Origin of the sequence: Xanthomonas vesicatoria ATCC 35937 (assembly GCF_001908725.1) — a bacterium.
Classification (GTDB): domain Bacteria; phylum Pseudomonadota; class Gammaproteobacteria; order Xanthomonadales; family Xanthomonadaceae; genus Xanthomonas; species Xanthomonas vesicatoria.
Window position 1 is genome coordinate 1,026,731 of sequence record NZ_CP018725.1, and the last position, 24,956, is coordinate 1,051,686.

General features: G+C 63.5%; 17 protein-coding genes and 2 pseudogenes. 12 read left to right on the forward strand and 7 right to left on the reverse strand.

From position 1 onward, the window contains the following. Nucleotides 1-10 precede the first annotated feature (10 nt). Entirely contained in the window at nt 11-571 is a 561-nt protein-coding gene (locus tag BJD12_RS04520; protein WP_074059321.1) for a hypothetical protein, read from the forward strand. A 73-nt stretch (nt 572-644) separates the two neighbouring features. Here BJD12_RS04520 and nudK read toward each other — a convergent pair whose 3' ends face one another. After that, nucleotides 645-1,244 (reverse strand): GDP-mannose pyrophosphatase NudK, encoded by a 600-nt coding sequence (gene nudK / locus BJD12_RS04525; RefSeq protein ID WP_005991303.1) that lies wholly within the window; start codon nt 1,242-1,244, stop codon nt 645-647. A 421-nt stretch (nt 1,245-1,665) separates the two neighbouring features. On the opposite strand from nudK, the gene BJD12_RS04530 reads away from it, so the two are divergent. Next, complete coding sequence (locus BJD12_RS04530) at nt 1,666-2,940, forward strand: hypothetical protein (protein WP_005991301.1); 1,275 nt, start codon at nt 1,666-1,668, stop codon at nt 2,938-2,940. 240 nt (nt 2,941-3,180) lie between these two features. On the opposite strand, the gene BJD12_RS04540 is transcribed toward BJD12_RS04530, so the two are convergent. Beyond that, a complete protein-coding gene (locus BJD12_RS04540) occupies nt 3,181-4,647 on the reverse strand; it encodes a rhomboid family intramembrane serine protease (protein WP_042827879.1) in 1,467 nt (488 codons plus the stop codon). 113 nt (nt 4,648-4,760) lie between these two features. Between BJD12_RS04540 and BJD12_RS24750 the strand changes: the two are divergent. Beyond that, nucleotides 4,761-4,898, forward strand: a pseudogene (locus tag BJD12_RS24750) (transcription elongation factor GreB); the annotation flags it as partial. Here BJD12_RS24750 and BJD12_RS25195 read toward each other — a convergent pair. Beyond that, nucleotides 4,865-5,419 (reverse strand): annotated as a pseudogene (locus BJD12_RS25195) (rhomboid family intramembrane serine protease); the annotation flags it as partial. The pseudogenes BJD12_RS24750 and BJD12_RS25195 sit on opposite strands and share 34 nt — an antisense overlap. Before the next feature lie 113 nt (nt 5,420-5,532). On the opposite strand from BJD12_RS25195, the gene greB reads away from it, so the two are divergent. Next, nucleotides 5,533-6,036, forward strand: a complete 504-nt coding sequence (gene greB / locus BJD12_RS04555; RefSeq protein ID WP_005994252.1) for a transcription elongation factor GreB — start codon at nt 5,533-5,535, stop codon at nt 6,034-6,036. A gap of 276 nt (nt 6,037-6,312) precedes the next feature. On the opposite strand, the gene rimO is transcribed toward greB, so the two are convergent. Further along, a complete protein-coding gene (gene rimO / locus BJD12_RS04560) occupies nt 6,313-7,686 on the reverse strand; it encodes a 30S ribosomal protein S12 methylthiotransferase RimO (protein ID WP_005994254.1) in 1,374 nt (457 codons plus the stop codon). A 183-nt stretch (nt 7,687-7,869) separates the two neighbouring features. On the opposite strand from rimO, the gene BJD12_RS04565 reads away from it, so the two are divergent. From BJD12_RS04565 to BJD12_RS04580, 4 genes are all read left to right on the forward strand, one after another. Then, the gene (locus BJD12_RS04565; RefSeq protein ID WP_005994257.1) at nt 7,870-8,532 is read left to right on the forward strand and encodes a dienelactone hydrolase family protein; all 663 of its coding nucleotides are present in this window, start codon (nt 7,870-7,872) and stop codon (nt 8,530-8,532) included. After that, nucleotides 8,529-8,966 (forward strand): HIT domain-containing protein, encoded by a 438-nt coding sequence (locus BJD12_RS04570; protein WP_005994258.1) that lies wholly within the window; start codon nt 8,529-8,531, stop codon nt 8,964-8,966. The genes BJD12_RS04565 and BJD12_RS04570 overlap by 4 nt, the downstream gene beginning before the upstream one ends. A 28-nt stretch (nt 8,967-8,994) precedes the next feature. Continuing rightward, complete coding sequence (locus BJD12_RS04575) at nt 8,995-9,162, forward strand: LiaI-LiaF-like domain-containing protein (protein ID WP_005994260.1); 168 nt, start codon at nt 8,995-8,997, stop codon at nt 9,160-9,162. A 603-nt stretch (nt 9,163-9,765) separates the two neighbouring features. After that, nucleotides 9,766-9,951, forward strand: coding sequence for a LiaI-LiaF-like domain-containing protein (locus BJD12_RS04580; protein WP_005994262.1), 186 nt, complete (start codon nt 9,766-9,768; stop codon nt 9,949-9,951). A 22-nt stretch (nt 9,952-9,973) separates the two neighbouring features. On the opposite strand, the gene dcd is transcribed toward BJD12_RS04580, so the two are convergent. Further along, nucleotides 9,974-10,543, reverse strand: coding sequence for a dCTP deaminase (gene dcd, locus BJD12_RS04585; RefSeq protein ID WP_005994264.1), 570 nt, complete (start codon nt 10,541-10,543; stop codon nt 9,974-9,976). Between the two features lie 96 nt (nt 10,544-10,639). Next, complete coding sequence (apbC, locus tag BJD12_RS04595) at nt 10,640-11,491, reverse strand: iron-sulfur cluster carrier protein ApbC (RefSeq protein WP_005994266.1); 852 nt, start codon at nt 11,489-11,491, stop codon at nt 10,640-10,642. A gap of 317 nt (nt 11,492-11,808) precedes the next feature. Between apbC and BJD12_RS04600 the strand changes: the two genes are divergently transcribed. Together BJD12_RS04600 and BJD12_RS04605 are read left to right on the forward strand one after the other, a co-directional pair. Further along, nucleotides 11,809-14,799 carry a TonB-dependent receptor plug domain-containing protein gene (locus tag BJD12_RS04600; protein WP_042828223.1) on the forward strand — a complete coding sequence of 997 codons (2,991 nt, stop codon included), beginning with the start codon at nt 11,809-11,811 and terminating at the stop codon, nt 14,797-14,799. Nucleotides 14,800-15,159: 360 nt separating this feature from the next. Further along, nucleotides 15,160-18,252, forward strand: coding sequence for a TonB-dependent receptor (locus BJD12_RS04605; protein WP_005994269.1), 3,093 nt, complete (start codon nt 15,160-15,162; stop codon nt 18,250-18,252). A gap of 109 nt (nt 18,253-18,361) precedes the next feature. Here the strand turns inward: BJD12_RS04605 and BJD12_RS04610 are convergent, their stop codons facing one another. Continuing rightward, nucleotides 18,362-19,957, reverse strand: a complete 1,596-nt coding sequence (locus tag BJD12_RS04610; protein WP_005994271.1) for a phytoene desaturase family protein — start codon at nt 19,955-19,957, stop codon at nt 18,362-18,364. A gap of 354 nt (nt 19,958-20,311) precedes the next feature. Here BJD12_RS04610 and BJD12_RS04615 point away from each other — a divergent pair, with 354 nt between their 5' ends. Next, nucleotides 20,312-22,414, forward strand: coding sequence for a M13 family metallopeptidase (locus tag BJD12_RS04615; protein ID WP_005994273.1), 2,103 nt, complete (start codon nt 20,312-20,314; stop codon nt 22,412-22,414). Between the two features lie 352 nt (nt 22,415-22,766). Then, on the forward strand, nt 22,767-24,863 hold the full coding sequence (locus BJD12_RS04620; RefSeq protein WP_005994275.1) for a M13 family metallopeptidase: 2,097 nt from the start codon (nt 22,767-22,769) through the stop codon (nt 24,861-24,863). The last annotated feature ends 93 nt before the right edge of the window (nt 24,864-24,956 follow it).

Below are 24,956 nucleotides of genomic sequence, written 5' to 3' on the forward strand. Positions count from 1 at the left end.
GACGTACACCATGCAAACCTTCAGCAGTTATCGTTTTGGAATTGGCTTATTGCTTCTCACGACAGCAACATGCTCCGCACAGGAGGCGCGCAATCCGGATTACGACTACACGCCCGGCTCCAACTACGGCCCCATTAAATGGCCCGAGCGCCGGCAACATCTGCTCGCCGGACGCTACACCGGCAAGATTCAGGTACAGGTAGATCGAAGTGCCTGCCCTTCGGCTACCGCAGATTTGCGATTGGTGGCCATCAAAGGGCGCCCGGAAAGTCGTCGCTACACGCTGACGTACACCGGCCTTTCGGGAAAGGATCCGAACTACCGAAAGAGGATCGTGACGCTACGTAGCACATGGTGGATAGATGAAATTGCAGGCAGCTGTCTGATACTGGAACGGGAGCCAGACCCAGCGCTCAACCCGCCTCTTGACTACCCGCTCTATGGCTTTCGCATCCTCGAAAATGACGCGCCTGGAGCAGGCCATGGCATCGTGCTCTCTCAGGATGGTTCGGACTGCGAAAGTGGCGGTGCGTCCGAGTATCACGACAAGAAACTCAAACGTATACGCTGACCTAGCCTCGACGACCGATTAAATTGCGGTGGTCATGAGCCATCGAACGAGGCAAGCGAACGGAACGGGTTGATCACCCCAGCACGCCATGCAACTTGGCGTACTGCAGCAGCATGATCGTCTTCGCGTCGGCGATCTCGCCGGAGGCGATCATCGCCAGCGCAGCGTCGAGCGACAGTTCCAGCACCTCGATCTCTTCGCCGTCTTCTTCGACCCCGCCGCCGTCGCTCACCTTGTCGCCGTCGAAATATTCGCCGACGAAGAAGTACAGCCGCTCGGTGACCGAGCCCGGGCTCATGAAGGCTTCGAACACCTTGCGCACGTTGTCGATGCGGTAGCCGGTTTCCTCCTCGGTTTCCTTGCGGATACAGGTCAGCGCATCGTCCTGGTCGAGCAAGCCGGCGCAAGCTTCGATCAGCATGCCGTCCGCATTGCCATTGAGCAGCGTCGGCAGGCGGAATTGCCGGGTTAGCATCACCGTCTGCCTGGCGCGGCTGTAGAGCAGGATAGTGGCGCCATTGCCGCGGTCGTAGGCCTCGCGCGACAAAGTCTGCCAACGGCCGTCCTTGCGCTGGAAATCGAAGGTGACCTTGCGCAGCACATACCAGTTGTCGGACAGCACATCGATGCTGCGAATGCGAACCTGCGGGGTGTCGGCGACGGATGGATTCAAGCGAAGTTCCTTGCGAAAGAGGGACGGACCGCGCCTTGGCAATGGCGCGCAAGCGCATGCTGCCCGCAGCAATGTCGCTACCTGGCAAACAGCCGCCAGGTAGCGGACCACAGGTTCCGCATAGAAGTCCATGCGCGCGGCCCATGGGCATGATGTCCCGCGGCCCATCCTTTGCAATGATCACGATGATCGCAATCGTGGTGGGTAATGCAGGTGCCAGCACCCTCGGCGCGCTTTCGCACGGTCGACGCAGCAGGTCTGCCCCCGCCCCCGCCAGCGGCCTGCGTCACGCTGTCTAAGGCCGCTGGGCCATAGTGGGCTGCTCTATGCCACTGGACTCGCCGGCCAGACGCGATGCGCCAATTGCACCCGCCCGCGCATCGCCTCACAATCCCTTCACATCACACGCTTGGGGAGCGTCATGGAAGACCGTTTTCGCGCACGCAAGGCTGCCGCGCAGGCTGCGCCCGCACCGTTCTGGACCCGCATTCCGTCCATCGCCACCTACCCGCTGCGCGGCTCGGCGTTGTATGCGTTGATCGCGCTGACGCTGTGCAGCGCGTTGCTGGTGTTGCCGGGCATTCTCAAACTGGTGGTCGTGGGCGTGCTCGGCATGGCGACCTACACCTACGCGTTCGACATCCTGCGGCATACCGCCGATGGCCAACCCGATGCGCCCCGGCTCGGCTACGACAGCTTCGACAGCGCGGTGCTGCGCCTGATCCTGCTGGCCTTCGCGCTGGGCATCGTGATCGGCGTCGCCGCCGCGCTCGCAGGTACATTCGGGCTGACCATCGCCTATCTGGGCAGCATGCTGTTGCTGCCCGGCATGTTGATCTCCCTTGCCATCGACGGCAGCCTGCGTCGCGCGCTCAACCCGGCGGTTTCGATCGACATGGCGCTGCGGATCGGCTGGCCGTATCCGGCCGCCTACGGCCTGCTCTACGTGATCCAGGGCAGCGGCACGGCAGCGGTCTTCGTCGCACTGAAGTATCTGCCCCCGCTGGTGCGCGAGGCAGCGGTGATGATGGCCTCGATCTGGACCCTGTTCGCCAGTTTTCATCTGCTCGGATATCTGGTGTACCAGTACCACGAAGAGTTGGGATACGTGCCCAGCAGCGGGGCCGCGCACGAACGCGCCGACCCGGACCAGCGCCTGCTCGACGAGGCCGAACAGTACGTGCGCGACGGCCATTCCGACGAGGCGTTCCAGGCCTTGCGCGGCGCGGTGCGCTCGCGCGCGGTGAGCCTGGCAGTGCATGAGCTGTATCAACGCCTGCTCCGTCAGCATCATCGCAATGACGAGCTGCGCGAGCACACCCGGCAATACATCAACCGCTTGCTGCAGGAGAAGCAGGAGCGCCGCGCGCTCGCGTTGCAGCGCGAAGCCCTCGACAGCGACCCCGCATTCACCCCGCTCCTGCCCGAACACGCCACGCTGCTCGCCGAGCGCGCCAAGATGGCCGGGCAGTTTCAGCTCGCCACCGATGGGCTGCTGGCTGCCATCGCAGGCTGGCCACGCGATCCGATGCTGCCGAGCTGGTCGCTGGATGCCGGCCTGATGCTGGCCGAGCGTTTCGGCCGCGATGCGCAGGCACGCGCCATCCTGCAAAACGCCTGGGAGCATTGCGACGATCCCGCACAACGGACAAAGCTGGACGCAGCGTTGCGGGCGGTTGCGATCCAACCGGCCTAGCGCATCCCAAACACCGCCGCGAGCGGTCGCGAACCATACGCGGAACGTCTTGACGCGCTGCATAGACCGCCTCTACAGCCGCACGGCGGACACCGTCGGCACTGCCAACGGCATGCATTGAGGTGCCGAGCGCGCCACCCAAGCGCAACGACGACCGCTCGCCAAGTTCCCCAGCCGCTCCTGATGCGACTTCAAACCCCTGCCGTTGATGGCCGGAATCTGGTCGAACGCGCAGCCGCCTCAACCATTCTCAAGCAGGAAGCGCGCCTTGACCGCCTGCCCCTGCTCCGGAAATTGATCACGCACCAGCTGCAACACCCGCGTGCGCTGTGCGCCAGCCTGCAGTTCGCCGTGCCGCAGCGCCAGTACAAACCAGTGCTGCGCCAGCTCGGCGCGTGGCGCATCGATATCGCACTCCTTCAGCAACCGCTCGGCGTCGGCCAGCAGCCCGTTACGCAGGCACGCGTCGACCAAAGCCATGCGTGCCGGCAGCGCAACGGCAATCTTGTCCTTGCCCAGTTCTGCTGCCACGCCCAGCTGGACGCGTGTCTGTTGCGCGCTATGGCTGGGCAGGTGCAGCAGCGTCTGCGCGTGGCGCACGGCCTCATGCATGCGCCCGGCGTTGCGGGCAACGCGATAGCGGGCCAGCGCGATCTCGGAACTGTGCGGCGTCTCACCGGCAAGCTCGGCGAGCAGCCGCTCGGCTTCGAGGTTTTCCATGCGGCCCAGATGTCGCTGCGCTCGCTCCCAGCGGTCGTCCACCTGCGCGGCAGCGTCCTCGTCCATGAAGGCCGGGCGGATCTGTCGCACCGCCACCAGCAACGCGCCGAGCAGCGCACCGCTGATCAACCCGCCGGCATGCGCTTCGAACGCGACACCGCCGTTATCGCTACCCAGCAGGCTGTACAGCTCCCAGCCCAGCCATAGAGGCAGCAGCAAAATCGCCGGGCCGCGCACGTAGTTGAAGACCACGAAAAACCAGTAGAAAAACCGCACGCGACGGCGCCCCCACACCACGCAGAACGCTCCCATCAAGGCGGCGATGGCACCGGACGCGCCCAGCCCGCCACCGGGTTCGCCCCAGCGCCACCAGAGACTCGCTGCGCTGGCACCGAAGCCACCCAGCAGATACAGCAGCAGGAACCAGCCGCTGCCGATCGCCCCTTCCAGCAAGGTGCCCAGCGCCAATAGAAACACCATGTTGCCGAACAGATGATCCAAGTCGCCATGCAGGAAGGTGGCGGTGAACATGCGCGCCGGCGACCACTCCGAACTGCGTTGCAGATGCCGCAGCGTGAACACCTTGGACAAGCGGGCATCGTAGGGTGCACGCAGGCCGCGCCACTCGCGCATCTGCGCTTCGTCCTTGAACAGCGCCCCGCTGCGCAACGCCCGCGCAAAGGCGGCATCGTGCATCGTCAGATGCGCCAGATACATAGTGCGTTGCGGCGCCGGAACGCTGTCCAGCTTGCCCTGCCGCGCGGCGCGCAGTTTGGGATCGGCGGTCTGCGCCAGGTAGTGTGCGTGGGCCTGCGCTTCGAGCGTGCCCAGCCCGGACTCGACGTAGTAATGCACGGCGTTGTCGACCAGCCCGTCGTCCTTGCGCTGATAACCCAGATAGATCACGACATTGATCAGCACCAGCAGCAGGGTCACCCACGGAATGTTCTGGCGCGACCAAGGTTTGTGCAGCGGCATGAGCAACATGACGACGTCCGTGTCTTAAGAATGGCGCAAAGCTTCGCCGGGCGATGGCAGATGCGCAAGCCGTCCATGCGCGCTAGCATCGCGCCCCCGCTGTCCGATACCCCAAGCCCCACATGAGCCGCTGGCGCCCGCCCGCCGAAAAAAGCACTGCGTTGATCACGCCCGAGGGGCACAGCCGTCTGAAGGTCGAGCTGGAAGACCTGTGGCGGGTGCGGCGCCCCGAGGTGGTGCGTGCAAAGGTGCCCAGCGCCAATAGAAACACCATGTTGCCGAACAGATGATCCAAGTCGCCATGCAGGAAGGTGGCGGTGAACATGCGCGCCGGCGACCACTCCGAACTGCGTTGCAGATGCCGCAGCGTGAACACCTTGGACAAGCGGGCATCGTAGGGTGCACGCAGGCCGCGCCACTCGCGCATCTGCGCTTCGTCCTTGAACAGCGCCCCGCTGCGCAACGCCCGCGCAAAGGCGGCATCGTGCATCGTCAGATGCGCCAGATACATAGTGCGTTGCGGCGCCGGAACGCTGTCCAGCTTGCCCTGCCGCGCGGCGCGCAGTTTGGGATCGGCGGTCTGCGCCAGGTAGTGTGCGTGGGCCTGCGCTTCGAGCGTGCCCAGCCCGGACTCGACGTAGTAATGCACGGCGTTGTCGACCAGCCCGTCGTCCTTGCGCTGATAACCCAGATAGATCACGACATTGATCAGCACCAGCAGCAGGGTCACCCACGGAATGTTCTGGCGCGACCAAGGTTTGTGCAGCGGCATGAGCAACATGACGACGTCCGTGTCTTAAGAATGGCGCAAAGCTTCGCCGGGCGATGGCAGATGCGCAAGCCGTCCATGCGCGCTAGCATCGCGCCCCCGCTGTCCGATACCCCAAGCCCCACATGAGCCGCTGGCGCCCGCCCGCCGAAAAAAGCACTGCGTTGATCACGCCCGAGGGGCACAGCCGTCTGAAGGTCGAGCTGGAAGACCTGTGGCGGGTGCGGCGCCCCGAGGTGGTGCGTGCACTGGCCGCAGCTGCCGCCGAGGGCGACCGGTCGGAAAATGCCGAGTACACCTACCGCAAGAAGCAGCTGGGCGAGATCGACCGGCGTGTGCGCTATCTCAGCAAACGCCTGGAAGCGCTGCGCGTGGTGGACACCGCCCCCACCGACCCGAACGCCGTGTTTTTCGGTGCGCAGGTGGAGCTGGAAGATGCTGATAGCGGCGAGCTATTGCGCTACCGCATCGTCGGCCCGGACGAAACCGACGCCGTCCTGGGCTGGATCAGTATCGATTCGCCGCTGGCGCGCGCGTTGTTGAAAAAACGCGTGGACGATGAGTTCGAGGCACAACTACCCGCCGGTAAGCACACCTTCGTTGTGGTGTCGGTGGATTACGGCAGGTAGTGCGCGGGTAACGCAGGGCCGATCTGTGGGGCGCGGGCTGACGCGATGGTGTGGTCTGCGAGAAGCATCGCCGCTGACGCTAGCGCCATTCTGCTCGCGATGCCCTCACCGGCGGGGCTCAGCGCCGGCGGTTGACGCAATCGACTGAGCTGCAGTTGCGAAGCGTGCGCGATTGGCTTGATCGCGAACGCATCGTCACATTCTGACGCGCTCCTACAACGGGCCAGTGGCGGCGCGGTGGCGCACATTGCGCAACGTGCACCACCTCGTGGCTGGTTACACCATCTGCAGATTCAGCGCGCGCCCGTGCTGGGCAGCGCCGGTGGGCGGCAACGCGTCGCCAAACAGATCGTGCTCGTCGCTGTCGGTGATTTCCACGTCGATCAGGTCGCCGACCTTCAAACCCAGTTCGCCGCCGTTCTGGATATGCACCAGGCCGTCGATTTCCGGCGCATCGGCGCGCGAACGCGCCACTGCGATGTCGTCTTCGATCAGGTCGACCAGGCATTGCTGCACGCTGCCGATCTTGGCTTCCAGCCGCGCGGCGGAGATCTCCGCCTGCCTGGCCATGAAACGCGCCAGCCGCTGCTGCTTCACCTCTTCCGGCACCGGGTCCGGCAGCGCGTTGGCGCTGGCGCCGTCCACCGGCGAATACGCGAACGCGCCGACACGATCCAGCTGCGCCTGATCCAGGAACTCCAGCAGCGATTCGAACTCGGCATCGGTCTCGCCGGGGAAACCGACGATGAAGGTCGAGCGCACCGTGATCTCCGGGCACATCGCCTTCCAGCGCTGCACACGCTCCAGCGTCTTTTCCACCGCACCGGGCCGCTTCATCAGCTTGAGGATGCGCGGGCTGGCGTGCTGGAACGGGATATCCAGATACGGCAACAGCTTGCCTTCGGCCATCAGCGGGATCACGTCGTCCACGTGCGGGTACGGGTACACGTAATGCAGGCGCGTCCACACGCCCAGCTCCGACAGGCCTTCGCACAGCGCCTTCATGCGGGTCTGGTACATGCGGTCGCGCCACGGGCGCTCGGCGTACTTCAGGTCCACGCCATAGGCCGAGGTGTCCTGCGACACCACCAGCAACTCCTTGACCCCGCCGCGCACCAGCCGCTCGGCTTCGCGCAGGACTTCATCGACCGGACGCGAGGCCAGATCGCCACGCATTGAGGGAATGATGCAGAAGCTGCAGCGGTGATTGCAGCCCTCTGAAATCTTCAAGTAGGCGTAATGGCGCGGGGTCAGCTTGATGCCGTAGTCGGGCACCAGATCCACGAACGGGTCGTGGCGCGGCGGCAAGGCGGCATGCACCGCTTCCATCACGCTCTGGTAGTCCTGCGGGCCGGACACCGCCAGCACCTGCGGGTAGGCCTCACGGATTTGTTCGGGGCGCTTGCCCAGGCAGCCGGTGACGATCACCTTGCCATTGGCGTTCATCGCCTCGCCGATGGCATCAAGCGATTCGGTCACCGCCGAGTCGATGAAGCCGCAGGTATTGACCACCACCACATCGGCCGCGTCGTAGCTGGGCACGATGTCGTAGCCCTCCACGCGCAGCTGGGTGAGGATGCGTTCGGAATCGACGAGCGCCTTCGGACAGCCAAGGCTGACGAAGCCGACTTTGGGGTTCAGCTGGGACATGGAAGCAGGAGCCTGGGAAACGGAGCGGCCTTGGGCCTGGGCAAGGCCAATTATAGCGGCGTGCGGGCAGCGCTCTGAACCGCCGCGCCGGGCCAGCCCGGCCGGCTTTGCGAAACCCTCACTTTTCGCGATGCCGGTCCGGTCGATAATGCGCGCCTCCCTCGCTGCACATCAGGAATCCCCATGGGTCACTGGACCACACTCGACACCCCCGACGGCCAGGTCGCCGCCTGGCACGCCACCCCCGCCACCAGCCCGCGCGGCGGCCTGGTGGTCATCCAGGAGATCTTCGGCGTCAACGAGCATATCCGGGCAGTGGCCGACGACTACGCCGCGCGCGGCTATGAGGTGCTGGCACCGGCCTTTTTCGATCTGGAAGAAAAGGACGTACAGCTGCCCTACGACCAGGAAAGCCTGCAGCGCGGCCTGGCACTGGCCAATGCGGTCGGCCTGGAGCGCGCAGTGGAGGTTGTCAAATCCGCCGCCACGCTACTGACCCGCGCCGGCAAGGTGGGCACGGTGGGCTATTGCTGGGGCGGCTCGGTGGCGCTGCTGTCGGCCATCCGCCTGGGCCTGCCATCGGTAAGCTATTACGGCGGCCGCAACACCCAGCTGCTGGACGAAACGCCCAAGGCGCCGGTGATGTTCCATTTCGGCGAACGCGACGCCAGCATCCCGCCGGAGGCGATCCAGGCTCACCGCGAGAAACTGCCGCAGATGGAAACCTTCGTATATCCCACCGGGCACGCCTTCAACCGCAGCATCGACCCCACCCATTACGATGCCGACAGCGCCGATCGGGCACTCGAACGCACCCTGGGCTTTTTCGAGGCGCACTTGGGATGAGCGTGCCGGCATCGAGCGCCCCTTCGGCAGGCGAGTTCCAGCTGGATCCGCGGCTGGCGGCCGACAGCGTGTTTGTCGCCGACGGGCCGCTGTCGCAGGTGCGCCTGATGGACGACACCCGTTTCCCCTGGCTGGTGCTGGTGCCGCGCGTGGCCGATGTCAGCGAGTGGATCGATCTGGATGGTGGCCAGCAGCGCCTGTTGCTGGCCGAAATCAACCAGCTTTCGCAACTGCTACGCGCGGAGCCTGCGGTGACAAAGCTCAACATCGGAGCACTGGGCAATATCGTGCAGCAGCTGCACGTGCACCTGGTCGGCCGTCATCCCGGCGATGCGGCCTGGCCAGGGCCGGTCTGGGGCAGCGGCCCGGCTCAGCGGTTTGCCGCCGACACACTGCAGGAGCGTGTCGCGGCATGGGCGCAGCGGCTACGATAGGCGCCCGTTCGCCAACCTGCCCTCTCGCATGAAATCCAATGTCGTCGCCGCACTGATCCTGATCCTTGTGGGCCTGCTGTTTCTGGCCAACAACCTGGGCTGGACCAACCTCAGCCTGGGCAAGCTGATCGCCACCTGGTGGCCGGCGGCGCTGGTGGCCTGTGGCATTGGCATGCTGTTCGGGCGTGGCAAGTAGGTAAGGCTGGGATTCGGGATCGGGGAAGCGTCAGAGCGGTGTATTTACGCTGAAGGCTCTCCATCCGTCGGCGTGTAATTCCTGGCCTGGCATTGCAAATGAATCACCCGGCGCTCCCCTCTCCCGCCGGAAGAAAGATGCCCCGCGGGGCGGATGAGGGGCACGGGCGAAGCCTCGCCAACCACTGCTAGCAGTCTCTCAGACCTTGCAGCTTGTGCGCCATGGCGAGCGCTGCACGTTTGCCTGCCCGATTGGGAAAGCTGGTGCGCACCATCTGGTCTGGCACCGAAAGACGAATCGCCTAGCTCCCTTTCCCATCTCCACTCGAGTGTAAAGATGCGCGCACGAGGCGGATGCGGGTACGGGCGAAGCCTAATGCGCTATCGATGCCGCTTCGAAATGGAACGCTCGACATCTCCGCCAACGCTGCTTTTCGCGTTGGTCGCGGCTAGCGAGCAGCGGCGGCGCCCACACCTGCGCCAGCGGCCGTCCACGCATGGCGCTGCCGACATGACGTTTGTCATCGGCGATTGTTGACTTCCGGCACCTGATCGACGGGCGCATCGAGCGCAGCATGTCCTCACACCAACCGAGGATGTCGTCATGAACTACCGTCTGATTCCTGCCCTGTTCCTGATCGTCCTGGGCGCGCTGTTTCTGCTGGACAACCTGGGGTTAGCGCAGATGGATGTGGGCCACCTGACCGCGACCTGGTGGCCGGTGTTCCTGATTGCCGCCGGTGTGCGCCAATTGCTGCGCTACCGCGAGAAGGCGGCCGCGACCTGTTGAAGGCTACGGCCGCACCAACGCATCAGGTGCGCGGCAACGTCACGCCGGTCTGGCCCTGGTACTTGCCGCCGCGGTCCTTGTACGAGGTTTCGCACACTTCGTCGGACTGGAAGAACAACATTTGCGCCACGCCTTCGTTGGCGTAAATGCGCGCCGGCAGTGGCGTGGTATTGCTGAATTCCAGGGTCACGTGGCCCTCCCACTCCGGCTCCAGTGGGGTCACGTTGACGATGATGCCGCAGCGCGCGTAGGTGCTCTTGCCCAGGCACACCACCAGCGTATCGCGCGGGATGCGGAAATATTCCACCGTGCGCGCCAGTGCGAAGCTGTTGGGCGGGATGATGCAGACGTCCGATTCGATATCGACAAAGCTGCCCGGATCGAAATGCTTGGGGTCGACGATCGTCGAGTTGATGTTGGTAAAAATCTTGAACTCGCGCGAGCAGCGCACGTCGTAACCGTAGCTGGAGGTGCCGAAGCTGACGATGCGCTGGCCGACGGCGTCGTGCTTGATCTGGCCGGGCTCGAACGGCTCGATCATCGCGTGCTGCTCGGCCATGCGCTTGATCCAGCGGTCGCTCTTGATGCTCATGCGGTGTTCCTTGAAGACGGAAGGCGGCAGGCCGGGCGGCCCGCGCGAAAGACGGCAAAGTCTAGCAGCGGCCGGCACCGGAGGCCGGCCGACGCGTTACAGCAGCGAGGCGGAAATCGGGATACTGGCGCGCGGGCGCTTGCCCAATTCTTCCGACAAGCGGCTGGCGGCCACCAGATAGGCCTGGCCGGCCGCAGAGTCCGGCGCCGCAATCACGATCGGCTGGCCGGCATCGCCCTGCTCGCGGATTCCTACATCCAGCGGCAGCGACCCCAGCAGCGGCACGCCGTACTGCGCGGCCATGCGCTCGCCGCCGCCTTCGCCGAACAGATGCTCGCGATGGCCGCAGTTGCTGCAGGTGTGCACCGCCATGTTCTCGATGATGCCCAGCACCGGCACTTCGACCTTTTCGAACATCTTCAGCGCCTTGCGCGCATCCAGCGTGGCAATGTCCTGCGGCGTGGTCACGATCACCGCGCCGGCCACCGGAATCTTCTGCGACAAGGTCAGCTGGATGTCGCCGGTGCCAGGCGGCAGATCGATCAGTAAATAATCCAGGTCGTCCCACAGCGTGTCGTTGAATAGCTGGGTCAATGCCGAGGTGGCCATCGGACCGCGCCAGATCATCGGGGTGTCCTGATCCACCAGCAGACCGATCGACATCGCCTCGATTCCAAAAGCGCGGAGCGGTTCGATCGACTTGTTATCCGGGCTGTCCGGCTTACCGCTCAACCCCAGCATCGCCGGCACGCTCGGCCCATAGATGTCGGCGTCCAGCACGCCCACGCGCGCGCCCTGCTGCCGCAGCGCCAGCGCCAGATTTACCGCGGTGGTGGACTTGCCCACCCCGCCTTTGCCCGACCCTACCGCAATCACATTGCGGATACGCGGGTGCGGCGCCAGTGCGCCCTGCACCGCGTGCGCGGCGATCCTGCGTTCGCCGCTCATGCCTGGCTGCCTGCTGCGCCGCCGGCCATTGCGCACGGCTCGTTGTTCCACTTCATCGTTCCCATTACCTATCCCATTCGTCGAGTGCGGCTGCGCGAACCATGCCGATCGCGCGGCGAAAGACGTCCAGTTTAGCGGCTCATGTCGGTTGCCTCCGCTGTCGGCCTCGCCGCACAACTCACGTACGCCATGTCATTCGACGACATATTTCACAATTGTGGACACGGAATGAAGGACTTGTTACGTTCGAGCTCCGATTCAGCCCGCGCTCAGCGAGCGCAGCTGTGGAACTCATCCAGCAAGGAATTTGCACGTTCATGTCGAGTCGTCTCCCGCACCCTACCCGTCGCCATCGTTTGAGCGCCGCTCTGTTGGTCGCGCTAGTCGCACCCGCCGGTCACGTTGTCGCGCAGTCCGAAAATGGCGTGGCTCCGGACACCACCGACCTGGACAAGGTCACCGTCACCGGCTCACGCATTGCGCGTACTGGCTTCGTCACCCCGTCACCGGTCACCGCGATCACTGCCGAAGAGATCCGTGCCACCGGCGCCACCACCATCAGCGACCTGATGGCGCGCATGCCCGCACTAGCACCCACCTACACACTGGGCAATTCCACCCGCTTTATCGGCACTGCCGGCCTGGGCCTGCTTGACCTGCGCGGGATGGGCACCGATCGCACGCTGGTACTGGTCAACGGGCGCCGCCATGTGGGTTCCAGCCCGGGCTCGACCGCGGTGGACGTCAACACGATTCCGGTGGAATGGGTCGAACGTGTGGAAGTCATCACCGGCGGCGCGTCAGCGGTGTACGGCGCCGACGCAGTGGCCGGCGTCGTCAACTTCATCCTCAAGAAAAGTTTCACTGGGTTCGAGACGCGGGCACAGACCGGCCTGGCCGATGAAGGCAACTACAACCGCTCGTTCGCCAGCTTCTCTGCCGGCACCGACTTTGCGCAAGGCCGCGGCAACATCGCGATCTCGGGCGAATACAGCAAGCAGGATCGCTTCGGTCGCGGCAACCGCGCCATCGGTCGCGAGTACCTGGTGAGTGTGCAGAACCCCGGCTTCGACCCCAGCCGCCCGCCAAGCGAAAGCAACCCCCAGACCGTGCTGAGCGGCCCGGGCGGCAACCATTCGACTTCCTATGGCGGCACCTTCAACCTGGGCACGTTCGATTTCCGCAACCCGGCCACCTACGGCAACCGCTATCTGTTCAATGACGATGGCACGTTCCGCCGCAACCGCTACAACGGCACGGTGGTCAGCAACACCTCATGCGTGGATTGCGACTTCGCCGATCTCAACGCCGTGGCCGACCTGCAGCCCGGCTTCGATCGCAAGAGCGTCAACACGATGGTGAACTTCGAACTCAGCGAAAACCATCGCCTGTTCTTCGAAGGAAAGTACAGCGAGACCGATTCGGAATTTTTCGGCCAGCCCGCCTTCGACAGCTCGCTGCGCGTGCGCCGGCAGAACCCGTACGTGAGCCCGGAACTCGGCGCCCTGATGGATTCACGCGGCGCCACCCAGATCCTGATGAACCGCTTCAACGTCGATGCTGGCCGCCGCGGCGAAAACATCGAACGCAAGACCTACCGCGCCGTGCTGGGCGCCGAAGGCAACTTCACCGACAACTGGACCTATGACGTGTCTGCCAACTACGGCAAGACCACGGTCGACCGCCTCAACCTCAACAACCGCATCAACGAACGCTGGCAGGCCGGTATCGATGCCGCACGCGATGCCAACGGCAACATCGTCTGCCGCACCACGCTGGACCCGAACGCGATCAACCCCAACACCAACCGCGTGTATTCGGCATTGGCGCGCGAAGGTTGCGTGCCTTTCAGCATCTTCGGCAACGGTGCGGTCACCCCGGAAGCGGCTGCGTGGTTCAACACCACTGCGCGCTCGCAGGCCAAAATCCAGCAGACCGTGTTCAGCGCATCGGTCGCCAACAGCAACCTGCTGTCTCTGCCGGCGGGCGACATCGGTGTTGCCGGCGGCGTGGAATACCGCAAGGAACAAAGCGAGGAAATCACCGACCCGTTGGCTGCGTCCGGGGTGACCTTCCTCAATGCCATTCCCAACAGCGGCGGCGAGTACACCGTCAAGGAAGTCTTCGTCGAAAGCACCATTCCGCTGCTCGCCGGCCTGCCCGGCGTAGACCGGCTGGCGCTGGATGTGGCCGGGCGCTATTCGGACTACGACAGCATCGGCTCGACCAAGACCTGGAACATCGGTCTGGACTGGACCATCCTCCCGTCGCTGCGCTTGCGCGGCACGCTGGCCCAGGCGGTACGCGCGCCCAGCATTGGCGAGCTGTACGACTCGCAGAGCGAGAACTTCGCGACCATCAACGATCCTTGCAACTACCTGCCGACCAATTCCAATCGTCCTGGTACTGCCGGCGACGTGGCATTGCGCCAGGCCAACTGCAGCGCGCTGGGCGTGCCGGTCGGCTGGATCGACACCTACACCGCCACCCGTCCGGGCGTGAGCGGGGGCAATCCGGAGTTGAAGCCGGAGCGCGCGCGCAGCCTGTCGTATGGTCTGGTCTGGCAACCGGAATTCTTCGAAGGCTTCGGCATGTCGATCGACTACTGGCGCATCGACTTGCAGGACGCGATCGGCACGGTGACTGCAGAAACCAACGCCACGCGCTGCGTAGACAACCCGGGCGGCATCAACAACAGCTTCTGCGGCTTCGTGCAGCGCGCCCCGCTTGGCGGATTCACCGACCCGCAGGGCCGCATCTATCCCGAGCACAGCATCATCGGCTGGCAGGCGCTCAACGAAAACCTGTCACGCTCGCGGCGTGTGGGCGTGGATCTGGAAATGGACTACCGCTTCCAGCTCGGCGAAGGCAACACCGTATTGCGCCTGGTCGGCACCCGCCTGATCCAGTCACGCGAATGGGTCTTCCAGGATTTCCCGGCCGAGTACGACGAGTACGTGACCTACGTGACCGACCCACGCTGGCGTGCGCAGTTCCAGACCAAATACAACTGGAACGAATGGCGCGCCTCGTGGGACATGAACTACGTTGACGGCAACCTGCGCGTGACCCCGGAGAGCTACAACAGCAACCCGGGTTCGGCCAGCCCGATCAAGAATGGCTCGTACACTTACCACAACTTCCAGTTCGGCTATCAGTTCCCCGGCTCGAAGATCGACGTCTACCTCGGCATCGACAACGCCTTCGACAAGGATCCGCCCCGCAACTACTTCGGCTCGGATTTCAACTCGGCGTTGTACGACAACGTTGGTCGCTTCTTCTACCTGGGGACAACAGTGCGGTTTTGACTGGAAGTGATGCTTGAAATGAAGCCCCGCATGCCGGGGCTTTTTTTTGCCCTCTGATTTGATCGGGCCAAGCGGATCCTGAGCGCTACAGCCGTAGTCGCGATCGCTTAGCAGCGCCAAATAACCTGCATCAAATGTAACTAATGGTTCGCACTGCATTGTCGAGGTTGTTTATTGGTTTGTGGCGCACGGCGCGAATTTGTGCCGAATTCCCCATTTTCGATGCGGATTGCCCCTATTTCATTAATAAATCGTTTCAACTGCTTGCACTGCCAAGCAGACATTCATTACGTTCGGGTTAAGGCCATCTGACTCCGCGATGACCGCCCCTTATCCGCACTCCCAGTTGAAAGGTCAGGAATGAGCAATCAGTTTCGTCGCCAAATCCTCAAGCGCACCGCTCTCGCCGTTGTCCTTGGCGCTTGCCTAGCCAACGGCGCGGTCTACGCGCAGAGCACCACTGGCAGCATCTATGGCAGCGCCCCCTCCGAAGCCGGCAGCACGATCGTCGTGCAGAGCGACACCGGCCTGAGCCGTACCATCACCGTCGACGCAAACGGCCGTTACAACCTCGGTTCGCTGCCGGTTGGCGCCTACACCGTCACCCTGAAGCGCGGCGACCAGGTCGTCGACACCCGCAAGAATGTGCAGCTGCGCGTTGGCTCGGGCACCGAAGTCTCGTTCGCTGGCGCCAGCGCCGGGGGCAGCAATGCGGATGCAACCACGCTTGGTGCAATCACTGTCACCGCTGCCAATGCGCCGAAGATCGATGTGAGCTCGACGAGCTCGCGCTCGGTAATCACCTCGGAACAGCTGGCCACACTGCCGCTGGGCCGTAGCGCCGAAGCGATTGCGTTGTTGGCACCGGGTGCAGTGTCCGGCGCGGGTGCATTCAACAATGGCTCGCGCTCGGTAGTGTCTTTCGGTGGCTCAGGTGTTACCGAAAATGCGTATTACATCAACGGCTTCAATGTCAGCAATCCGTTGAGCAACCTGGGCGGCGTCAGCCTGCCTTACGGCGCGATTGACCAGCAGGAAACCTACACTGGCGGCTATAGCGCGAAGTACGGCCGCTCGACCGGCGGCGTGATCAATCAGTTGGGCAAGCGTGGTACCAACGAATGGCATTTTGGGGCGCAGGCGGTATGGGAACCGAAGAATCTTTCGAGTTCGGTTGGTGATGTCTGGTATCCGACCAATACGCTTAACTCCAACCCGCGTTACCGCTATGAAGATCCGGAGCTGGCAGGCACGATGTACCGCAGCAGCAAGGATGACGTGCAGAGCCGTACTGTGTATAGCGCCTATGCAGGCGGCCCTCTGATTGAAGACAAGCTGTTTATTTTCGTGGCAGGCGAGACCGACAAGACCGATGGCGCGGTCACCAGCACGGCGACAGCCGCCAGTGCGCAGGGACGTAATCACTACGACTACAGCTCGCCGAAGTTTTACGGAAAGGTCGACTGGAACATCAACGACAGCAACATCCTCGAGTACACGCGCATCGAGAACACCGATCGCCGTGCGGGCTCGTACAGCAACTACAGCTACGACACTATGTCGGATGGCGGCCCGTCCGGGCTGTATCCGGACACCTACAAGATCAAAGACACCTACGATATCTTCAAGTACACCGGCTACATCACCGACGACCTCACCCTGAATGCGACATGGGGAAGGAGCACGCAGCACAATCAGCAATTCAATCCGCTGATCTCCACGCTTCCGTTCATCGCAGGGTTGAACCTGCAGAACCCCGCAATCAACGGCGGTACACCGGTCTCCAACGATCAAGCCACGAATCGTTCGAAGGCCGATGATCCGATCAACAAGACCCGCAACCTGCGTCTGGAGTTGAATTATCGGCTTGGCGATCACGACCTGACCGCCGGCGTCGACAACATGTACTTCAATGCTTACGACGAGGGCGTTCGCACAACAGGTCCTGGCTACCAGTGGATCTATAACCGCGCCGTTGACGAGGTCACGCCCGTGCGCGGCTCGCTAGGCGTCGGAGCAACTGGCGCAGGGACCAATGGTTACTACGCGCAGCAGCGCATCTTCACCACGACCACCAGCATGGCAGTGGAGCAGAAGGCGTATTACCTGGAAGATCGCTGGCAGGTCAACGACAACTGGCTGTTGACGCTTGGCATCCGCAACGACAAATTCACCAACTTCAACAGCGATCATGTCGCCTACGTCGACAGCGGCGACCAGTGGGCACCGCGCGTCGGCGCCAGCTGGGATGTTTTCGGCGATTCGTCGTTGAAGGTTTTCGCCAACCTCGGCCGCTACTATCTTGCATTGCCCAACCAGGTGGCGATCCGCGGTGCGTCGGCATCCACCTACACCGACGAATACTTCGCCTACACCGGTATCGACGCCAACGGCGAGCCGACCGGCTTGCGCCCCATCGGTCCTGGCCCGGTCTCGAGCAATGGCGAATACGGCCAGGCACCGGATCCGAATGCTTTCGCGCCGACGGATCTGAAGTCCCAGTACCAGGATGAGTTCATCCTTGGATTCGAAAAGACCCTTGGCGAAAGCTGGAATTCGGGCGCCAAGGTCACCTATCGCAAGCTCCAGGCTGCCATTGACGACGTCTGCGACACCGGCCGTATGGCCGACAAGATCGACGCCAGCGGCGGCGATTCTGGTTCGGTGGAGATCCCCGGCTGCGTGATGTTCAACCCCGGCAAGACCAATACCTACAACCTGCCCAACTCGGATGGATCCGGCTACACACAGGTCGCCATGTCACAGTCGGACTGGGGTTTCACCGACAAGGCCAAGCGTAGCTACGTGTCCGTCGATTTGTTCTTGGAACATCCCTTCGACGAGAAGTGGTATGGCCGCGTCGACTACACGTGGTCACACAGCTATGGCAACACCGAGGGCCAGGTGAAGTCCGACCTGGGCCAGGCCGACGTTTCGAAGACCCAGGACTGGGATGCAGCCGCGTTGATGTATTACGCCGGCGGCAGCCTGGCCAATGATCGCCGTCATCAGATCAAGGCGTTTGGGGCATATCAGATCACTCCGGAATGGATGGCTTCTGCAACCCTGCGCGTCATGTCGGGCACGCCGATTTCCTGCCTGGGTTTCTACGGCGGCCCGGATGCAGCGTCGGTTGACTACGACCCGATTGGCTATGGGTCGGGCTACCACTACTGTGGGGGCGAACCCTCGCCTCCTGGCGATGCCGGGCGCACCCCCTGGATCAAGAACCTAGACCTGGGTCTGACATACCGTCCCTCGTTCGCCGATCACAAGCTGGCGCTGGGCGTGCAGGTCTTCAATGTCCTCAACGACCGCACCGCCAATCGTGTCGACGGGGTGTACGAAGGCGACTCTCCGTTTGTCGTATCGAACACCTACCGAGTGGGGCTGCAGCCCTACAACTACAACGTGCCGCGCTACGTCCGCCTGACTGCATCGTACGACTTCTGATGGTGTGCGAGCCGAAAGCGTCGATTCGACGCTTTCGGTATCGGCTGGACGCTTACTTCAGGCCTCGGTATTTCTGAGGCCTTTTTTTTGGCTGCCATCGCCGGTCGCGTCAGCCGCCCAGAATCACCCGCGCCGCATTATGCCCAGGCGCGCCGGTCACCCCACCGCCGGGGTGGGTTCCCGAGCCGCAGAGATATAGCCCAGGTACCGCACCGCGATATGCGCCCTGCCCCAGCATCGGGCGTGCACTGAAGAGTTGATTGAGGCTAAGCGCGCCGTGGAAGATGTCGCCACCGACTAGGCCGAAGATGCGTTCCAGGTCGAGTGGACTCAGAACCTGGCGCCCCAGGACCGATGCGGCAAATCCGGGAGCATAGCGTTCCACAGTGGCGATCATCAGGTCGGCCACCTCGTCGCGATGATCGTCCCAATGGCAGCCATCCGGCAACGTTGGCGCAACGTGCTGACAGAACAAGCTGGCCACATGCTGGCCGGGCGGTGCCAGCGAGTCGTCCAGCGTACTGGAGATCAGCAATTCGACCACCGGTTCGCGCGACCATCCCGACGCGCGTGCGTCCTGCCAGGCGCGGTCCATGTAGTCCAGACTCGGGGCCAGGATGATGCCGGCAGTGAGATGGTCGCCAGCGCCGGGCAGCGCGGTGAAATCGGGAAGGCGCGACAGTGCCACGTTCATGCGAAAGGTGCCCGAGCCGCAGCGATAATGGGCGATGCGTTCGCGTGTGGCCTCCGGTACGTCCTCTGTTCGCATCAAACGCTGATAGAGCAACTTCGGGTTGACGTTCGAAACCACGGCACGCGCGCGCAACGTTTCGCCATCGGCCGTCACGACGCCCACGGCACGTCCCTGCTCCACCAACACCCGATCCACCGCACAGCCGGTGCGCATCCGCGCACCGTATTCGCGCGCACTGGCCGCCATCGCCTGGGTGATGGCGCCCATTCCGCCGATCGCGTGGCCCCAGGCGCCTTTGACGCCATTGCTTTGCCCGAACACGTGATGCAACAACACGTACGCCGTGCCCGGGGTGTACGGACTGGCGTAATTGCCGACGATGCCGTCGAAGCCGAACAGCGCCTTGATCGGCTCACTCTCGAACCAGCGATCCAGATACTCGGCGGCCGACATGGTGAACAGGTCGAGCAGGTCTTGCCGCAACGCGAGCGGTAATTCCTGCAGCTGCAGCCCCACCTTGCCCGCACGCCAGAGCTGCGGCAACGCACGCAGCCATCCGGCATCGGTAACATCGGGTGGCGGCTGCAAGGCCAGCGCACGCAAGACATCGGCCAGTTGCTCCAGGCGCGCTTCATAGGCTGGCAGTGCAGCGGCATCGCGCGCGGAGAATTTGGCCACTTCCAGCGCGGTGCGCCCCGCCCCGGCCAGCAGATATTCGCCAGTGGGCTGCGGCAAGAAGTTGTTGATGCGACGCGCCACCACGCGTAACCCGTGCCGCTCCAATGCAAGATCGTCGATGACCTTGGGCTGCAGCAACGACACCGTGTAGGACGCCACCGAGTTGCGAAATCCGGGATGAAATTCTTCGGTGACCGCTGCGCCGCCGACCACGTCGCGCGCTTCCAGTACCAGCACGCGTTTGCCGGCCCTGGCGAGATACGCCGCGCACACCAGGCCGTTGTGGCCGGCGCCGACAATCAAAGCATCCAACGGGTCGGAAGCGGTAGGCATGCAGTCGTATATAGCACCGCGTGCGCGGCTGGACCATTCGGGCCTTGGCGGCCATCTTCATCGCTATCGACACATCGACGTCGACGGCCAAGCCAAACAGTGACCACCAACATGGCCCGCAGCTTCTACGCCCAGGACAAGAAAACGCCCGACTGCCGCTGCGTGTCGCCACCCGTGCAAGACTGCCGGACCCAACAGCGACAACAAGCCGGCTCGTCTACACACCCCGCACCCATGACCTTCGACACCATGCCTGCCGGCTGGCGAGGCGTAGAGTGCCGGCCACGGCCCCGTGACGGGGCTCCCCAATCGACTGTTGCTCCTGGAGCCTTTGTGATTCGAACACCTCATTTATTGACGCTGACCCTGGCAGTGGCGGCCGCGCTGAGCGGTTGCAAGAAGTCTGAAGACACCGCGCCTGCGGCCCCTGCGGGCGACGCTGCGGCCACCGCCCCGGCGGCCCCCAAGACCCTGACCCTGGACCAGAGCAAGCTGCCGGCAGTAAACCAGTTCACCGCAGCCGATCTGGACCCCAATGGCAATGCCTGTACCGATCTGAACGCCTACGCCAACGCCAAGTTCCTGGCTGCCAATCCGGTGCCGGGCGACCGCACCAGCTGGGGCGCGTTCGAAATGCTCGACGAGCGCTCCAACGCCATCCAGCAGCAGCTGGCCGAACAGGCGGCCGCCGACACCGGCGCCACCGGCGTGGAAAAGATCGTCGGCGACCTGTGGTCCACCGGCATGGACGAAGCCAAGATCAATGCCCAGGGCATCGAGCCGCTGAAGCCGGAACTGGCTGCCATCGATGCCATCGGCGACCAGGCCAAGCTGGTTGACTATCTGCGCAGCAGCGCCGCCAAGGGCAACAACGATCTCTTCAGCTTCGGCGCCGAAGCCGACTTCAAGAAGTCCAGCCAGAACATCGCCTACGCGATGCAGGGCGGCCTGGGCCTGCCGGATCCGGAGTACTACACCAGTGCCGGCAACAAGGCCAAGCTGGAGGCGTACCAGGCGCATATCGCCAAGGTGCTGGAGCTGTCCGGCGTCGCCGCCGCCGATGCCGCCGCGCAGGCCAAGCAGGTGGTCGCGTTCGAAACCCGCCTGGCCAAGGTCTCCAAGACCAGCACGCAGATGTCGCGCGATGCGTCGCTGGCCTACAACCCGATCTCGCCGGCCGATGCCGACAAGCTGACTCCCAATTGGTCGTGGACCGAGTTCTTCAAGTCGCAGGGCGTGGCCACGCCGGAGATGTTCTCGCTGGCGATCCCGGCCTTCCATCAGGAAGTGAGCAAGATGATCGCCGACACCGACCCGGCAATCTGGCGCGCTTACTTGCGCTTCCACGCTGTCGATGGCGCCTCGCCGTTCCTGAGCCAGCCGTTCGTCGATGAGAACTTCGCGTTCTACAACAAGACCATGCGTGGCCAGAAGGAAATCAAGCCGCGCTGGAAGCGCGTGCTGGCCACCATCAACGGCCAGGCCGGCGAGACGCTGGGCCAGATGTACGTCAAGGTGGCCTTCCCGGCCGATTCCAAGGCCAAGATGGAAACGCTGGTGACCAACCTGCGCACCGCGTTGAAGGCGCGCATCGAAAAGCTGGACTGGATGAGCCCGGAGACCAAGGCCAAGGCCATCGCCAAGTGGGAAAGCTTCACGCCCAAGATCGGCTTCCCGGACAAGTGGCGCGAATGGAATGGCCTTGCCACCAGTCGCGATAGCTACCTGGGTAACGTGCTGGCCGCGCAGGAATTCAACTACAAGTGGAACTTGTCCAAGATCGGCAAGCCGGTGGACAAGACCGAATGGGGCATGAGCCCGCAGACGGTCAACGCCTACTACAACCCGCTGCAGAACGAGATCGTGTTCCCGGCCGCTATCCTGCAGCCGCCGTTCTTTGACCCGAATGCGCCGGAGGAAATGAACTACGGCGGCATCGGTGCGGTGATCGGGCATGAAATGACCCATGGGTACGACGACCAGGGCAGCCGTTTCGGTGCCGATGGCAACTTCATCCCCGATCCGGGCTGGTGGACGCAAAAAGACCTGGACGCGTTCAAGGGCCGCACCGGCAAGCTAGTCGCGCAGTTCGACGGCTACCGCACGCCGGCGGGCGACAAGGTCAAGGGCGACCTGACCCTGGGCGAGAACATCGCCGACCTGGGCGGCCTCAACACCGCCTATGACGCGATGAAGACCGCCACTGCCGGCAAGGACGATCCCAAGACCGACGGCATCACCCGCGACCAGCGCTTCTTCCTCAACTGGGCCACGGTGTGGCGCCGCAACTTCACCCCGGAAGAACTGGTGGTGCGGTTGAAGACCGATCCGCATGCACCGGCCAACTTCCGCGCCATCGGTGCACCGTCGAACATGCCGGCCTTTGCCGCTGCGTTCTCGTGCAAGGCCGGCGATGCGATGGTGCGTCAGGGCGACAAGCAGGTTGTGATCTGGTAATTGCCAGGTGATGCAATGAGGGGCGGCGCTCGAACGAGCGTCGCCCTTTTTTTTGCGCTTTGTGCGGGTTGGCGCAAGTGCCGTTGTCTGCCGCAGTACAAGACGCCAGCGAGCGGACATCGATCTCATCGCTGACAAGAAAAGATGGCGTGTGCCACGGCCCGTTGGTTCCGACGCGCCTGCAGCGCCACACCCATGAAACGCGCCAGTGGCGCCTGATACCTCAACGGTACCGGCCACGCCCTGCACGTCGCCGCGCAGCGGCCGATGAGTCTCAATAAATCTCAACCTGCGTCCCTGTCACGGTGGCGCACGCTTATGCTCTTGGCTCTTTACACCAAGAGCGATCCGCATGCCGCTGCTCAAGACCTCCACCCTCGCCATGGCACTTCTGGTCGCTCTGGCCGGCTGCAAGCCTGCAAATGACAGCCACGCCCCCAAGCAAACGGCCATGCCGGCAGCAGCAACGCCCGCGCCGGCGGCCGTGCCGACGCTGGACATCAGCGCACTGGATGCGTCCACCAGCGCGTGCCAGGACCTGGATAACTTCGTCAACGAAAAATGGCGCAAGGCCAATCCCATTCCGGCAGATCGCACCAGCTGGGGCGTCAGCGACATATTGGTTGAACAAAGCCTGCTCACGCAGCGCGAGATCGCCGAGAACGCCGCCAAACAGACCGGCGCACAGACCGATCCGGTGGCCAGCAAGATCGGCATGCTGTATGCGTCAGGCATGGACGAGGTCGCGATCGAGGCTGCGGGGGATCAGCCGATCCGGCCGCAACTCGACGCCATCGCCGCGCTGAGCTCCGGCAAGCAGATCGCCGATTACATCACCAGCCGCTATGCCGAAGGCGACGGGCAGGTCTTCAACTTCGGCGCTGGCGCCAATTTCCGCAAGGCGGACATGCAGATCGCCTTCGCCAATGAAGGGGGCCTAGGCCTGCCGACCAAGGAGTACTACAGCGCCGCCGAGTACGCGCCCATCCGTGAAGCGTATCTGGACTACATCGCCAAGTCGTTCGAGCTCACCGGTACCGCGAAGGACGCAGCGCGCGCCCAGGCCAACGATGTGCTTGCGCTGGAAACGCGCCTGGCAGCGGCCTCGCTGACCCGGGTCGATGCACGGAAACCAGAGAATCAGTATCACTTCGTCAGCCTGGCCGAGGCGGACAAGTTGACGCCGCACTTTTCCTGGACGCAATTCTTCGCAGCCCAAGGCGTGGACGCGGGTGCCGGATTCTCGTTATCGCACCCGCGCTTCTTCGCAGAATTCGACCGCCAGCTCGCCAGCGCACCGATTGCGCAATGGCAGGCCTATCTGCGCTTTCATACCATCGACGACGCATCCAAACAGCTCAGCAAGGCCTTTGTCGACAACAACTTCGCGTTCTACGGCAAGACCTTGTCCGGCCAACCCGAACAACAGCCACGCTGGAAGCGCGTACTGCGTACCGTCAATGCCAGCATGGGCGAAGGCCTGGGCCAGCTCTACGTGGCCAAGGTCTTTACTCCCGAGGCAAAACGGCGCGCCGGCGAACTGGTCGACAACATTCGCGCTGCACTCAAGACGCGTATCGAGAATGTCGATTGGATGAGCGCGCAAACCAGGGACAAGGCCCTCGCCAAGTGGGAAACCTTCCTTCCCAAGATCGGCTACCCCGATACCTGGCGCGACTGGTCCGGGCTAGAGATCGTTCCCGGCGCCTATTACCGCAACCTGCAGGCGGCGTCCAAGTTCAACTATCGCTACGACATCGCCCAGATCGGCAAGCCCACCGACCGCACGCGTTGGGTGACGACCCCGCAGACCGTCAACGCCTACTACGACCCCAGCACCAACTCCATCAACTTTCCGGCAGGCATCCTGCAACCGCCGTTCTTCGACGCCAAGGCGGACGATGCGCTGAACTATGGCGGCATTGGCGCCGTCATCGGGCATGAAGCCACGCATGGCTTCGACGATCAGGGCAGCCAGTTCGATGGTGCAGGCAACAATGTCAACTGGTGGACGCCGCAAGATCGCGAGGCCTTCGAGCAGCGGGCCGAAGCGCTGGTCAAGCAGTTCGATGCCTACGCCCCCCTGCCCGACCGCCCCGACCTGCACGTCAATGGCAAGCTCACACTGGGCGAAAACATCGCAGACCTGGGCGGCACCAATGTCGCCTACGACGCCCTGCAGAGTGCATTGCGCGCGCATCCCGAGCGGGCCGCCAGCATCGATGGCTATACCCCGGATCAACGCTTTTTCCTGGGCTTTGCACTGAGCTGGCGTGGGCAGGTACGCGAACAGCAGCAGCTGGTCTATCTGGCCAGCGACCCGCATGCGCCCGACCACCTGCGCGCCAATGCCTCGCCATCCAACATGCCTCAGTTCGCGCAGGCGTTTTCGTGCAAGCAGGGCGATTCCATGGTGCGCCCGGACAAGGACCGCGTGGTGATCTGGTAAACGGCTGCAAGCGTTTCCAAATGCGATAACACCGTACAGGCCCGCACACGCGGGCCTGTCACGTTCATGCAAACGGCTGGTGCCGATGACGAA

Bases quoted from the DNA above. Each gene is read 5' to 3' on its own strand.
- BJD12_RS04520 (WP_074059321.1), top strand. From the start codon at position 11: ATGCAAACCTTCAGCAGTTATCGTTTTGGAATTGGCTTATTGCTTCTC.
- BJD12_RS04530 (WP_005991301.1), top strand. From the start codon at position 1,666: ATGGAAGACCGTTTTCGCGCACGCAAGGCTGCCGCGCAGGCTGCGCCC.
- BJD12_RS04540 (WP_042827879.1), bottom strand. From the start codon at position 4,647: ATGTTGCTCATGCCGCTGCACAAACCTTGGTCGCGCCAGAACATTCCG.
- greB (WP_005994252.1), top strand. From the start codon at position 5,533: ATGAGCCGCTGGCGCCCGCCCGCCGAAAAAAGCACTGCGTTGATCACG.
- rimO (WP_005994254.1), bottom strand. From the start codon at position 7,686: ATGTCCCAGCTGAACCCCAAAGTCGGCTTCGTCAGCCTTGGCTGTCCG.
- BJD12_RS04565 (WP_005994257.1), top strand. From the start codon at position 7,870: ATGGGTCACTGGACCACACTCGACACCCCCGACGGCCAGGTCGCCGCC.
- BJD12_RS04570 (WP_005994258.1), top strand. From the start codon at position 8,529: ATGAGCGTGCCGGCATCGAGCGCCCCTTCGGCAGGCGAGTTCCAGCTG.
- BJD12_RS04575 (WP_005994260.1), top strand. From the start codon at position 8,995: ATGAAATCCAATGTCGTCGCCGCACTGATCCTGATCCTTGTGGGCCTG.
- BJD12_RS04580 (WP_005994262.1), top strand. From the start codon at position 9,766: ATGAACTACCGTCTGATTCCTGCCCTGTTCCTGATCGTCCTGGGCGCG.
- dcd (WP_005994264.1), bottom strand. From the start codon at position 10,543: ATGAGCATCAAGAGCGACCGCTGGATCAAGCGCATGGCCGAGCAGCAC.
- apbC (WP_005994266.1), bottom strand. From the start codon at position 11,491: ATGAGCGGCGAACGCAGGATCGCCGCGCACGCGGTGCAGGGCGCACTG.
- BJD12_RS04600 (WP_042828223.1), top strand. From the start codon at position 11,809: ATGTCGAGTCGTCTCCCGCACCCTACCCGTCGCCATCGTTTGAGCGCC.
- BJD12_RS04605 (WP_005994269.1), top strand. From the start codon at position 15,160: ATGAGCAATCAGTTTCGTCGCCAAATCCTCAAGCGCACCGCTCTCGCC.
- BJD12_RS04610 (WP_005994271.1), bottom strand. From the start codon at position 19,957: ATGCCTACCGCTTCCGACCCGTTGGATGCTTTGATTGTCGGCGCCGGC.
- BJD12_RS04620 (WP_005994275.1), top strand. From the start codon at position 22,767: ATGCCGCTGCTCAAGACCTCCACCCTCGCCATGGCACTTCTGGTCGCT.